13 protein-coding genes are annotated in these 12279 nt (G+C 75.9%); 8 read left to right on the top strand and 5 right to left on the bottom strand.

The genetic code is table 11. The features are described from left to right. The first annotated feature begins 366 nt into the window (after nt 1-366). From J7523_RS17330 to J7523_RS17295, 8 genes are read left to right on the top strand one after another with little or no spacing between them, the layout of a single operon-like run. Nucleotides 367-918, top strand: coding sequence for a T6SS immunity protein Tdi1 domain-containing protein (locus J7523_RS17330; RefSeq protein WP_291889465.1), 552 nt, complete (start codon nt 367-369; stop codon nt 916-918). Then, entirely contained in the window at nt 915-1736 is an 822-nt protein-coding gene (locus tag J7523_RS17325; protein ID WP_291889462.1) for an FHA domain-containing protein, read from the top strand. The genes J7523_RS17330 and J7523_RS17325 overlap by 4 nt, the downstream gene beginning before the upstream one ends. After that, the gene (locus tag J7523_RS17320) at nt 1733-2242 is read left to right on the top strand and encodes a hypothetical protein (RefSeq protein ID WP_291889459.1); all 510 of its coding nucleotides are present in this window, start codon (nt 1733-1735) and stop codon (nt 2240-2242) included. Before J7523_RS17325 ends, J7523_RS17320 begins: the two co-directional genes overlap by 4 nt. Continuing rightward, nucleotides 2239-3552, top strand: coding sequence for an EsaB/YukD family protein (locus J7523_RS17315; protein WP_291889456.1), 1314 nt, complete (start codon nt 2239-2241; stop codon nt 3550-3552). The genes J7523_RS17320 and J7523_RS17315 overlap by 4 nt, the downstream gene beginning before the upstream one ends. After that, nucleotides 3552-4466 (top strand): hypothetical protein, encoded by a 915-nt coding sequence (locus tag J7523_RS17310; RefSeq protein WP_291889453.1) that lies wholly within the window; start codon nt 3552-3554, stop codon nt 4464-4466. The genes J7523_RS17315 and J7523_RS17310 overlap by 1 nt, the downstream gene beginning before the upstream one ends. Beyond that, nucleotides 4463-8374, top strand: a complete 3912-nt coding sequence (gene eccCa / locus J7523_RS17305) for a type VII secretion protein EccCa (protein WP_291889450.1) — start codon at nt 4463-4465, stop codon at nt 8372-8374. The genes J7523_RS17310 and eccCa overlap by 4 nt, the downstream gene beginning before the upstream one ends. Then, nucleotides 8371-8916 carry a hypothetical protein gene (locus tag J7523_RS17300; protein WP_291889447.1) on the top strand — a complete coding sequence of 182 codons (546 nt, stop codon included), beginning with the start codon at nt 8371-8373 and terminating at the stop codon, nt 8914-8916. The genes eccCa and J7523_RS17300 overlap by 4 nt, the downstream gene beginning before the upstream one ends. Before the next feature lie 54 nt (nt 8917-8970). Continuing rightward, nucleotides 8971-9252: a hypothetical protein gene (locus J7523_RS17295; protein ID WP_291889444.1), complete on the top strand. Its 282-nt coding sequence runs from the start codon at nt 8971-8973 to the stop codon at nt 9250-9252. An 18-nt stretch (nt 9253-9270) separates the two neighbouring features. Here J7523_RS17295 and J7523_RS17290 read toward each other — a convergent pair whose 3' ends face one another. The 5 genes from J7523_RS17290 to J7523_RS17270 form a co-directional block, all read right to left on the bottom strand. Next, complete coding sequence (locus tag J7523_RS17290; RefSeq protein WP_291889441.1) at nt 9271-9894, bottom strand: hypothetical protein; 624 nt, start codon at nt 9892-9894, stop codon at nt 9271-9273. Then, nucleotides 9891-10475, bottom strand: coding sequence for a hypothetical protein (locus J7523_RS17285; RefSeq protein WP_291889438.1), 585 nt, complete (start codon nt 10473-10475; stop codon nt 9891-9893). The genes J7523_RS17290 and J7523_RS17285 overlap by 4 nt, the downstream gene beginning before the upstream one ends. Then, nucleotides 10472-11110 carry a hypothetical protein gene (locus tag J7523_RS17280; protein WP_291889436.1) on the bottom strand — a complete coding sequence of 213 codons (639 nt, stop codon included), beginning with the start codon at nt 11108-11110 and terminating at the stop codon, nt 10472-10474. The genes J7523_RS17285 and J7523_RS17280 overlap by 4 nt, the downstream gene beginning before the upstream one ends. After that, nucleotides 11107-11655, bottom strand: a complete 549-nt coding sequence (locus tag J7523_RS17275; RefSeq protein ID WP_291889433.1) for a signal peptidase I — start codon at nt 11653-11655, stop codon at nt 11107-11109. Before J7523_RS17275 ends, J7523_RS17280 begins: the two co-directional genes overlap by 4 nt. Nucleotides 11656-11740: 85 nt before the next feature. After that, nucleotides 11741-12279: hypothetical protein (locus J7523_RS17270; protein WP_291889430.1), on the bottom strand; the 539-nt coding region annotated here is incomplete at its 5' end.

Below are 12279 nucleotides of genomic sequence, written 5' to 3'. Positions count from 1 at the left end.
GCGGCCGAGCACCTGCAGCGCGTCGGCCTCCATCGCGAACTTCATCGGTCCCCCTACGTGTCCGGCTGCATCTGCGCCCAAGCCGGTCTCGGGGCCGGCCTGGCTCGATCCGTCCCGATGCTAGGGGTGTCCGGACGGGCCCGCCAGGCCGTTCTCACGGTTCGTCCGGGGCCCGGACAGGTCCGGTTCCTACGGATTCCGTACCTCATCAGGAGCGACGCACCACACAGGCGGGAGGCCCGATTCACCCAGTAGGTGGACATCTCGGACGTCGTGCACGACGAAATCCGCAGGTACGCCCTCGTCGCGGGTCCGTGTCCGGATCGCGCGGTAGCGTCAGGGCGTCCCAGGGCCGACGGAGGGCAGATGCCGACCTTCACGCAGTTCACCACCGTGGCGCCGATCAGCCAGGAGACGATCGAGCGCTACGCGGGCCGTGTGCCGGAGCCGGTCGTCACGGCGTGGCGCGAGCACGGCGCCGGGCTCGTCGGCGACGGGTACGTCCGGCTGCTCGACCCGGACCACGCGCGCGAGATGCTCGACGGCGTCCTCGGCATGCCCGACGCGGCGGTCCCGGTGTTCGCGACCGCCCTGGCGGACCTCGTGCTGTGGATCGAGCCGCTGTTCCACGTCGTGCGGTTCCGCTGGGGCGTCGTCGAGACGCTGCACTTCGACGCGACGCTGCTGCTCGCCGACCTGCAGAAGGACGAGGTGCTCGACGGCGTGCTCGAGCGCGAGCCGTACACCCAGGCCGTCGGCCGGCTCGGCGTGCCGGGGATCGACGAGTGCTTCGGGTACGTGCCGCTGCTCGCGCTCGGCGGCAGCACCGACGCGTCGTACCTCGACCGTGGCGGCCTCTGGGAGCACCTCGCCGTGATCGTGCAGCTTGTGGGACCGCCGAGGCCCCGGCAGGCATGACGGCACGTCAGGGGGCGTTCGCCGCGGTGGACGACGCGTCCGACCTCACGCGCAGGTCGGGCGGCACGCGCGCACCGGTGCCCGTCGACCTTGCCACGTTCGTCCCGGCCGGTGGCGCCCGGCTGGCCTGGCCGCTGCTCGACGTCGTCGTCCTCGTCGTCGTGCCGGTCGTGCTGGGCGTCACCGTGTCGCTGTGGCTTGGGGCAGCAGCCCTCGTCGTCGCGGTGCCCACCGGCGTCGCGGGGCTCCTGCGGACCGGCCGGACGCCCGCTCAGAGGGCGCTCGGGCTGCGGACCGTCGCGCGCGCGACGGCGCTCCCGCCGACCGTCCGGGCCCTGCTCGCCGCCGACGTCCTCACCGTCGACCTCCGCCACGGCCGCGACCCGCTGCGGTTCGAGCCACGGCCCACCGCCGCGCCGCCCGCCCTCCCCGCGGCCATGGTCGTCGACCCGTGGGCCGCGACCGGCGAGCACGCCGGGCACGTCGTCCTGCTGCTCGACGACGGCGCCGTCGTGCCTGTGCCCGCCCCCACCGTGCTCGGCCGCAACCCGTCGCCGAGCCGTCCCGACGGGCTCGCCGTCCGGGTCACGGACCTGAGCCGGACGCTGTCCCGCAGTCACGTCGAGGTCGCCCCGCACCCGGCAGGGCTCCAGGTCACGGACCTCGGGTCGGCGAACGGCACCGCCGTCGCCCTGCCCGGCGCCGCGTTCGAGGTGCTCGTCCCCGGCGCGACCGCCGTCGTCCCGGTCGGCGGGCGGCTCGCGATCGGCGACCGCACGATCGTCGTCGCCGACCGGTCCGCCGTGGAGGTGCCGTGATCGACCGCGACCAGGTGCTGCTCGAGTCGACGGCGACGCACCGCGAGCGCGTCGCCGCCGCGCTGCTGTTCGGCCCGCTCGACGAGCGGCGCAAGGCCCCGACGAACGTCAAGCGGTTCGTCGTGTCCGTGGTGCTCGCGGCCGTCGCGTGCGTCGGCTGCCTGGGCTTCTCGTTCGTCGTGAGCCTGCTCGACGACCGCCGCCAGACGCAGGCCGTCGAGTCGCTGACGGCCGCGATGGCGGCGAACCCGCTGCCCGAGACCGACACGCAGGTCACCGACCCCGGCACGGGCTTCCTGCGCGACACGACGACCGGCGAGCTCGTCGACCCGAGGACCGGGTACCCGGTCGACGAGGACACGGGGTACGCACGGACGCCCGACGGCCGCTGGCAGGACCCGCGGACCGGCTGGTTCGTCGACCCGGCGACCGGGTACCTCACGGACCCGGCCAGCGGCGTGACGGTCGACCCCGAGACGATGACCGTGGTGAAGGAGGACCAGTGAGCGGCGGCTACACGCGGTTGACCGTGCAGGGGGCCACCCGCAAGGCCGAGGTGGTCGTGCCCGACGACGAGGCGGTGGCGGCGCTGCTGCCGTCGATCCTCGAGCTGCTCGCGGAGGACCGGGTGGCCGGTGCGCGGCCCGTCACGCTCGTCGACGTGCTCGGCCGGCAGGTCGACGCGACGCGGAGCCTCGCGGAGCAGGAGGTCGGCCAGGGCACGCTGCTGCGGGTGGTGCGGGTGGACCAGGCGCCGCCGCCGCCCGAGGTCGCCGACGTCACGGACGTGGTCGCGGGGGCGCAGGACGCGCGCGCCGACCGCTGGCGGCCGGTGTGGGGTCGCGTCGTCGCGGCCCTGGTCGCGGGTGTCGCCGGGTGGACGGCCGCCGTCGTCGCGACCGCCGAGCTCGACGCAGGTGTCGCGCTCGTGGGAGGCGTCGCCGCCGTGGTCGTCCTGCTGGCGACGCTCGTGGCTCGCGTCGGCGGGGTGGGACCCGCCGTCGTGCTCGGCACGGCCGCGGTCGGCGCCGGGGTCGGGCTGTCGCCCGACATGGCTCGGCAGATGGTCGACCGGGCGACTGGCAGCACCGCGCTGCTCATGTGGGCGGCCCTGTGCCTCGCGGTCGCGCTGATCGCGGGGGTCGGGATGCGGCGCACAGCCGCCGCCGCCGGTGCGCTCGCGGGCGTGGTCCTCGTCGTCGTCGCCCTCGTGCTCGTGCCGCCGGCCGGTCCGGTCGCGGCGGCGGGCGTCGTCGCCGTGCTCGGCACGCTCGTGCTGGGTCTGCTGCCGGGCGTCGCGATGACGCTGAGCGGGCTCAACGGTCTCGACGACCGGGTCGTGGCGGGCCGCCGGCCGACCCGCGAGCGGGTCGCGGGGGCCGTCGAGGAGGCGTACCGCTCGCTCACGTGGTCGACGGTCGCGACCGGCGGGGTCGTCGCGGTGACCGGGTGGGTGCTGGCGGTCGACCGCGGTACGTGGTCGTCGTGGCTCGCCGTCGTGGTCGCGGTGCTCGTCGTGCTGCGCGCGCGCGTGCTGCCGCTCGTGCCGCAGCGTCTGGCCCTCTGGGCGGCGGCCGCCGTGATCGTGCTCGGCTGGGTCACCGCGCGCGCCGCCGAGCAGCCCGAGGCCGTCGTCGTGGGGGCGGCTGTGCTCGCGGTCGTCGCCGCGCTGGTCGCCGGCGTCGTGCCGTCTCCGCCGCTCGCGGCCCGGCTGCGGCGGGGTGCCTCGGTGGTCGAGCTCGTCGCGGTGCTCGCCACCGTGCCGCTCGTGCTCGCGATGCTCGGCGTGTTCGACGACCTGCTGGGGACGTTCTGATGGCGGTGCTGAGGGGCCCGTCCGCGCACGTGCTCGCGTCGGCGTCGCCGGACCGGGCGCGCGAGCTCGTCGCGCTCGACCATGTCGTGCGGGCGCCGTTGCCGCTGAGCACGCGCGTCGGGGTCGTCGGGGTCTCAGCCGGCGTGGGGTGCTCGGTCGTCGCCGGGCTGGTCGCGTCCGCGCTCGCGGCTCGGCGACCGCACCGGGTGCTCGCGGTCAACGCGTCGGCGGGCGGCCGCTCGCTGCTGTGGCACGCCGGGACGACGGCGGTCACGCCCGCGCTGCCCGCGGACGACGAGGCGCGGCGCGGTGCCCGGACGGGGGCCGAGGCCGTCGAGGGGCTGGCCCGGACGGAGGGTGGGCTGCACTGCCTCGACCTCGCGGTCGACGGCGCCGCCGTGCCCGACGCGCGCTGGTGGGAGGCGCTGGGGCCGGCGGGCCGGTTCTTCGACGTCATCGTGACCGACTGGGGTGCCCGCAGCGCCGACCGGTCCGGACCGGTCGCGGCGTCGAGCTCGGTGGTGTGCGTCGTCGCGGAGGCGGAGCGGTCGTCGTGGCAGCACGGCGTCGACCTCGCGGGCCGGTTCGCGGCGGACGGCGTGCCCGCGGTGCTCGCGGTGAGCGCGGTCCGGGGTCGCCCTGCCGCCTGGTGCGCGCAGGCCGCCCGGCTCTCGCACGTGCCCGTCGTGCTGGTGCCGCACGACCGTGCCCACGGTGCGCAGGCACCTGTGCCCGCCGCCCGGCTGCGGGCCGGGACCGGGGTCGCGGTGCTGCGTCTGGCGGCCGCGCTCGTCGCGACGGCAGGCTCGGGGGTCGGGTCGACCGGCCCGGACGTCGGTGCCACGGCCGTGCCGGCCGCGGCAGGCGAGCGGTCGCTGTCGGGGCGCGCCGGACGACAGGCGGTGGCGTCGTGACCGTGACCGTGGTGCACCGCCCGACGCGCTCGACGGTGCCGCTCGCCCCGCCGCCGGCCACCACGCTCGCCCCACCGCCGCCGCAGGAGGACGACCGCGGCTCCCGGACGCCCCTGCAGTTCCTGCTGCCGGTGGTCGGTGCGATGTCCTCGGTCGTGATGATGGTCGTGCTGCGCAACGGGCAGCCGCTGTTCCTCGTGGTCGCGGCGCTCGTGTTCGTCGTCGCGATCATCGGCGGCGTCGGCTTCGCGCTCACCGCGCGCGGACGGGCGGCGCGAGGTGCCCGTGAGCGGCGCGAGGCGTACCTGGACTATCTCGAGCGTCTGCGCGCCGACCTGGCCCGGGAGGCGACGCAGGCGCGCACGCGCGCGACGACGCTGCACCCGGAGCCCGCGGTGCTGACGGACGTCGCGCGTGACCCGTCGCGGGTGTGGGAGCGGCGGCGTCGCGACGCCGACTTCCTTGCGGCCCGCGTGGGCACGGGTGCGGTGCCGTGGTTCGACCTCACGGTCCCGCCGCCCGAGTCGCCCGTGCAGCCGCACGACGCGCTCATGGCGGCCGAGGTCGGGCTGGTCGTCGAGCAGTTCGCGCACGTGGACGCCATGCCCGTGACCGTCGACCTGCGCCGTGCGGGCGTCGTCGCGGTGGTCGGCGACCGGGCGCGGACGGTGCCGTTGGTGCGCGCCCTCGTGCTGCAGCTCGCGGCGGCGCACAGCCCGGACGACGTGCTGCTCGCCGCCGCGTACCCCGCCGAGCGTGCCGCCGACTGGTCCGGGTTCGACCTCCTGCCGCACGTCGCGGACGCCGACGCGTTCGACGGGCCCGTGCCCGCCCGGCGGGTCGCCCCCGATCTCGCCGGCCTGTCGCGGGTCCTGTCGCGCACGCTCGCCGACCGCGCGCAGCAGTCGCGCGCGTCGCGCCGCACCGGGGGAGAGGGGACGCCCGCGTCGCGGCTCGTCGTGGTCGACGACGCGCACGGTCGCCGCGCCCAGCGCCTGCCCGTCCCGGCGGCGGACGCGCGCGCGCTCGGCGTGAGCGTCGTGCACCTGCTCGACGACCGGCTCGACGAGCCCGACGACGTCGACGTGCGGATCGTGCTCGACGACGACGGTGCGCTGCTGGTGCAGGCGCCGGGCACGCCGGCCACGACCGAGATGCGGCTCGACCCCGACGGCGTGCCGGCCGCGGTGTTCACGGCCGTCGCGCGCGTGCTCGCGGCCCTGCGGACCGCGCAGGTCACAGCCCCGGACGAGGAGGACGACCGCACGCCGTCCGTGCACGACCTGCTCGGCATCGAGGGCCCCCAGACGCTGGACCCGCAGACGCTGTGGGCGCCGCGCGACGAGGCCGACTTCCTGCGGGTGCCGTTCGCGTGGGACGACAGCGGCACGCCCGTGCACCTCGACCTCAAGGAGTCCGCGCAGCTCGGCATGGGCCCGCACGGCATCTGCGTCGGCGCGACCGGCTCGGGCAAGTCGGAGATGCTGCGGACCCTGCTGCTCGCTCTGGCGCTGACGCACCCGCCCGAGGACCTCGCGATGATCCTCGTCGACTACAAGGGCGGTGCCGCGTTCGCGCCGCTCGCCCCGCTGCCGCACCTCGCGGGGCTCATGGACAACCTCGCGGACGACCCGCAGCTCACCACCCGCGCCCGCGCCTCGATCACCGGCGAGGTGGTCCGCCGGCAGCGGCAGCTCAAGGACGCCGGGTCGTTGCCGTCCATCACGGCCTACCGGCGGCTGCGCGCGACCGAGCGGCCCGACCTGCCGCCGATGCCGCACCTGTTCGTCGTGATCGACGAGTTCGGCGAGCTGCTCACCGCCGAGCCCGAGTTCGTCGACCTGTTCCTGCAGATCGGCCGGATCGGCCGGTCCATCGGCGTGCACCTGCTGCTGTCGAGCCAGCGCGTCGAGGCCGGCAAGCTCCGCGGCCTCGACACGTACCTCTCCTACCGGCTCGGGCTGCGCACGTTCAGCGAGGCGGAGTCGCAGGTGGTGCTCAGCACGGCCGACGCGTACCACCTGCCGTCGCTGCCGGGGTACGGGTACCTCAAGGTCGACACGAGCGTCTACACGCGGTTCCGCGCCGGGTACGTGTCGGGTCCGGCGGGCCGTGCCGAGGCGCCACCGGTCGGTCCGGGCGGCAAGGTGCTCGTGCTGCCGACGTTCAACGGCATGCGCGGACGTCGCGTCGCGGACGACCGCCCGTCGTCGCCCGACGACGGCCCGTCGCTGGTCAGCGAGGTCGTGCGACGGCTGCGCACGCCCGAGCGTGCCGTGTCGCCGGTGTGGCTGCCGCCGCTGCCGGACCGGGTCGGCCTCGGGGCCGTCGTCGACCAGGCGCAGCGGTCGGCGGGCGGGCTGTCCGTCGTCATGGGTCTGCTCGACGACCCCGCGCGGCAGTCACAGGAGGCGTGGCGGCTCGACCTCACCCGCGCCGGCGGCCACGTCGCGGTCATCGGTGCGCCGCAGTCCGGCCGCACGACCGTGCTGCGCACGCTCGCCGTGTCGCTCGCGCTCACCACCACGCCACGGCAGGTCGCCGTCTACGGCATGGACCTCACGGGCGGCGGCCTGGCCCGCATCGAGGGGCTGCCGCACGTCGGCGGTGTCGCGACCCGCTCGCACCGGGAGCGGCTCGTCCGGCTCGTCGAGGAGCTCACCGGCATGCTCGCCGCACGCGAGCACGCGTTCCGGACGCACGGCATCGACTCGGTCGCGCAGCTGCGTGCCCGGCACGCCGAGGGCCGGGTGCCCGAGCTGGCCGCCGCGGACGTCGTGGTGCTCGTCGACGGGTACGGGCAGCTCCGGTCGGACTTCCCCGAGCTCGAGGACGCGTTCGTCGCCGTCATGCAGCGCGCCGCGACGTTCGGCATCCACCTGGTGCTCGGCCTGACGCGGTGGAGCGACCTGCGGATGGCGCACCAGTCGCTCGTCGGCACCCGGGTCGAGCTGCGACTCAACGACCCGGCCGAGTCCAGCGTCGACCGCAAGCTGTCCGCGACGATCTCGCCCGACACCCCGGGTCGCGTGCTGCTCGACGACAAGCGGTTCGCGCACGTCGCGCTGCCCGTGCTCGACGTGGTGCCCGACGACGAGGTCGGCGAGGAGCTCGAGCGGCTCGCGGCCCGCACGGCCGCGTCGTGGTCGGGCCCGGGCGCCGCTCCGATCCGGCTGCTGCCGGCCGTCGTGCACCCGAGCGACCTGCCCGACCGCTTCGACGAGCCCGACACCGTCCCGATCGGCCTGCGCCAGGACACGATGGACGCTGCGCTGTGGGAGCTGCTGTCCGACGACCAGCACCTGCTCGTGCTCGGCGACGCGCGCTCCGGCAAGTCGACGCTGCTGCGCACGATCGCCGTGGGCCTGCAGGACAGGTTCACGTCCGACGAGGTCACGATCGCGGTCGTCGACGTCCGCGGGCACGTGCCGGCGGTCGTCGGGGACGACTACCTCGCCGCGCACGCCCGCACCGCGCAGCACGCGCGCGGGCTCGCGACGTCGATCGCCGCCGAGCTCGACAAGCGGCCCGGGCGCGACCCGGCGACCCGCGCCAAGGAGCCGCGCATCGTGCTGCTGGTCGACGACCACGACGTGGTCGCCGCCGGCGGTGCCGACCCGCTCGAGCCGCTGCTGCCGTACCTGCCGAGCGCGCGCGACCTCAAGCTGCACCTCGTCGTGACCCGGCCCGTCGCGGGCGCCGGGCGCGCGCTCTACACGCGGTCCCTGCAGGTGACCCGGGACACCGGCGGGTCGACGCTCGTGCTGTCCGGCGAACGGTCGGAGGGCCCGCTCGTCGGGCGCGTGCACGCGGAGCGCTTCCCGCCGGGGCGCGGCCGGTTCGTCCGGCGTGGCGTGAACCCGTTCATCGTGCAGGTCGCCGAGACGCCCCTGCCGGAGGACCGATGAGGACCGTCGTGGTCGCCGGGACGTCCGGCGGGGTCGGCGTGACGACCCTCGTCGCGCTCGCCCACACCGGGCTGCGCGCCGCGTCCGCCGGGGCGCCGTGGGTGCTCGGACCCGACGGCGGCGACGTCGCCGCGCGGGCACGCTGCACCGAGACGACCGCCGTCGACACCGACGCCGCAGTGTGGGACGCGGGCGTGCTGCGTCGCGACGCCGCGCTCGCGCACCTCGTCACGCCCGACCTCCGTCTCGCGCTCGTCGCCCCGTCGACGCCGCGCGGGATCGCGGACGCCGGGACCGTGCTCGCCGCGCTCGCCGGCGTCGACCCGGGCCTCGCCGCCCGGTCGTGCCTCGTGCTCACCGAGGTCCACGGCCGCCCGCTGCGGGTACCGCCCGCCCCGCACGAGCACGTGCTCCGGGTGCCGTTCGACCCGGCGCTCGCCGCGCCCGGCCCGCTCGCCGACGACAGCGCGCTGCGGTCCGCGACGCGGCGGGGCGTCGACCTCTGGCGGTCGTGGGTCACGGACGCGACGAGCCGGGCCTGACCGACGACGGCTACGGTCGTCGCGACCCCTCCGACCTACCGAGAGCAGACTGACGTGCGTTCCGCGAGGCTCCGCCGCTCCGTCCCCTCGTTCGTGTGGGGAGTGGTGCTGCTCGTCGGCGGGGCCGCCACGTGGCGTGCCGCCCGGGAGGCGGACGCGCGCAGCGCCGTGCTCGACCCGTCGTTCGGCGGCGACCCCGGGCGGCCGTGGCTCGTGATCGGCGGGTTCCTGGTGCTCGCCGGGCTGGCCCTGCTGGCGGTCGGGGTCGTGCGGCTGACGAAGAACGAGGACGACCTTCCCGCTGCCGAGCCGGAAGACGTCCCCGACGGGACGTGAGTCGTCGGGACGGCCCCGCTACGAGGTGACGGCCGGGCAGGTCGGGGACGTCGTCCCCGTGAAGCTGACCTCCACGTCGAACCCGACGAAGTAGCTGCCCGTGCCGTGCTTCGCCTCGCCGCTCATCCGCCGCTGTGCGATGCCGGAACAGTCCATGCTCAGCACGGTGACCGGCGGCTGGTGCATCCGCAGCAGGGTCACGCGTGCCTTGGTCCAGTCGGGCTTCCCCCCGGGCCGGGCGGTCGACGGCTCCGCCTCGAACGTGCCGCCGAAGCGCACGTGGCTGTTGGGCGTCATCTGGCCGTCGCCGGGGTACGTCGGGTTGACGCGGATCTGCCCCTGGAACCCGGTGATCGGCTCACCGGGGTTGTAGCCGCCGATCCAGTTGGTCACGGTCACGCTCGCGGCGCAGGTGCTCCCAGGGACCACGGTGTTGTCGGCGTCGTAGCGGACCTCGCACGACATGGAGCCGACCGTCGACCACGTCCCGAGGGCGACGCCCGTGGTCGTGTGGACGTCGTTCGTCCAGGCGGCGGTGGTCGTGGTGGTGGACGCGGAGGCGAGGCGCAGGCCGGCGACGACGAGCGTCACGACGACGAGCAGCGCCAGGCCGGCGCGCGTGCGGGTCAGGTGGCGCGTCATGAGGTGGTGCTCCCCTGCAGGACGGTCTCGACGGCTCCGAGGTCCTTGCCCTCGCACGTCGCGGGGGCTGAACCGGGGATCGAGAAGGTGAGCGTCGCGGTCGTGACCGCGGCAGCGGACGGCTGCGCCGGGTCGGCGGCCAGCGTCGTCCTCCCGAACGTCACGGCCACCGCGACGCACCCGGCCGCGCCCGTCGGGACGACCGTCCGGGACGTGAGGGCGAGCGGGACCGTCGACGCGTTCCACAGGTGCACGGTGCGGGTGACCGGCGCGGTCGGCGTCAGCCCGGTGATGTTCGCGGGCGTGAACGTGAGCGCGGTCCCCGTGGTGTCGGCGGCCTGCCACCCGGCAGTGCCGGTGGGCGCGGTGGCCGCCGTCGAGCCGCGCAGGTCGACGCGTGCGGCGGAGGCGCCGGCCGCGACCCAGGCGTCGTTCGTCCACGCCGCGCTGGTGGTCGCGATGCCCGCGCCCGCGAGCACGCCCAGGCCGAGCACGACGCCCACGGCCCGGCGGCGCCGGCCACGGCGCGCGCCCGGCGCCTCGTGCAGCTCGGCGGTGGTCACGACGGTCTCGTCGGTCATGATCGGTGGTCCGGCGTCGAGGGCGTCGAGCCCGTCACGGGCACGGCGCGGGCCTCGTCCTCCTCGTCGCGACGGCGCCGCGCACCCAGGAGCAGCAGCAGGCCGACGAGCGCGGTGGCCACGGCGGTCAGGAGCAGCGGCAGCGCCGCGAAGCCGGTCGACGCGAGGTAGCCGCCGCCGGGACCGGCGCCGGAGTCGAGCCCCCCGCCGGCCGTGCCCGACTCCGCGAAGACCACGTGGCCGTCGAGCGTGCTCGTGGCACCGCCGGGGATGTCGACGACGTGGACCGTGACGCGCAGGTCGTACGTGCCGGCGGTGAGCTGGGTGCCCCGGGCGCCGGCGGTGAGCGGCGTGCGGGTGCCGGTCGTGCGGTCCTGGAGCTCGACGGCCCAGTCCAGGTCGCCCGGACCGGTCTCGGCGAGGGTCACGCCCGTGACGACGGAGTCTCGTCGGAGCTCGAGGCCCCACGCGGCGGCCGCGGTCGACCCGGGCACGAGGTTCTCGAAGCTGGCGCGCAGCGGTTCGGTGCGGGTCGACGCGCTCGCGCTGCCTGCCGCGGCGACCACGGCCGCGAGGGCGAGGACCACGGCGAGGAGCAGGCTGACGACGGCGCCGCGACGCCGGGCGCGGCTCATGACGCCACCTCCACGAGGCTCGGCTCGGGTGCCGGCCGGCTCTCGGGTCGTGGCCGGCTGGGGGACCTGGGCAGCAGGCTGAGGCCCAGGAGGGCGACGAGCGCGACCCCGAGCGGGACCGCGACCGGCGGCCGGGTCAGCGCCACGAGGGCGTAGCCGCCGCCGCTGATCTGGACGGCGGGCCGCAGCACGGTGTCGCCGACGACGTACGTGCCGGCGTCGACGGTCTCGTTGGCGTCGCCCTTCATCTGGACGGCCCACCGGCCGTCGTCCGTCGGCTCGACCGACACGACGCGGTGGGACACGAGGTTGCCGGTGAGGTCGCTGTGGATCGTGGCGACGTCACCGACGCGGAGCTCGCTGGTGGGCTGCGACCGGGCGACGAGCAGGTCGCCCGTCATGATCCCGGGCTCCATCGAACCGGAGATCACGACGAGCGGCTTGATCCAGCCCGCCTGGGTCGCACCCCAGACGAGCACGCTGACCAGCCCGAGCGTGGCGACGAGCCAGAGCGCGGTGTTGCAGACGAGCCGGAGCGCACGCACGGGACCTCCTCAGGAGATGGGTGCGAGGGGAAGGGGTGGCGCGTCCGCCGACGAAGGGGAGGCGTCGGCGGACGCGCGGGTGGGGTCACCGGTTGGCGATCGACCCCTGGAACTGGATCGTGACGTTGCCGGTGGCGCCGCCGAACGTCGCGGCGTCCGCGGTGTCGGGCAGCGCGATGGTCAGGTCGACGGAGGTGACGTCGCCCGAGTCGAGCGCCGTCGGTGCGGTGCCCAGGGTCGCCGTCGCCCCGTCGGCCGCGAACAGGTCGCCGGTCGGCGTGACCACGGGTGCGGCGATCACGAGGTCGGACGAGCCGGCGTTCTTGATCCAGACGGGCACGGTGACCGAGTCACCGGCCGTGAGGTCCGCGAACACGGCCGCGGGGATCGTCACGGCGACTCCCGAGGTGTCTGCGGCGACGAAGTCGCCCGCGTCGGGCTCCGTCAGCCAGCTGTCCTCGTTGAACGCACCCTGCAGGTTGATGGCGGTCGCCGGGTCGACGGCGTTGGCGTTCGCCGAGAACCAGGCGTCGTCGGTCCAGGCGGCCGAGGTGACGGCCGCGCCGATGCCCAGGAGTGCGGCGCCCGCGAGGGAGTACTTCGTGATCGCGGCACGCTTGCGCT

The sequence above is a fragment of the Cellulomonas sp. genome, assembly GCF_017744555.1.
In the GTDB taxonomy this organism is placed as follows: domain Bacteria; phylum Actinomycetota; class Actinomycetes; order Actinomycetales; family Cellulomonadaceae; genus Cellulomonas.
This window is presented reverse-complemented; position numbering and strand designations above follow the sequence as displayed.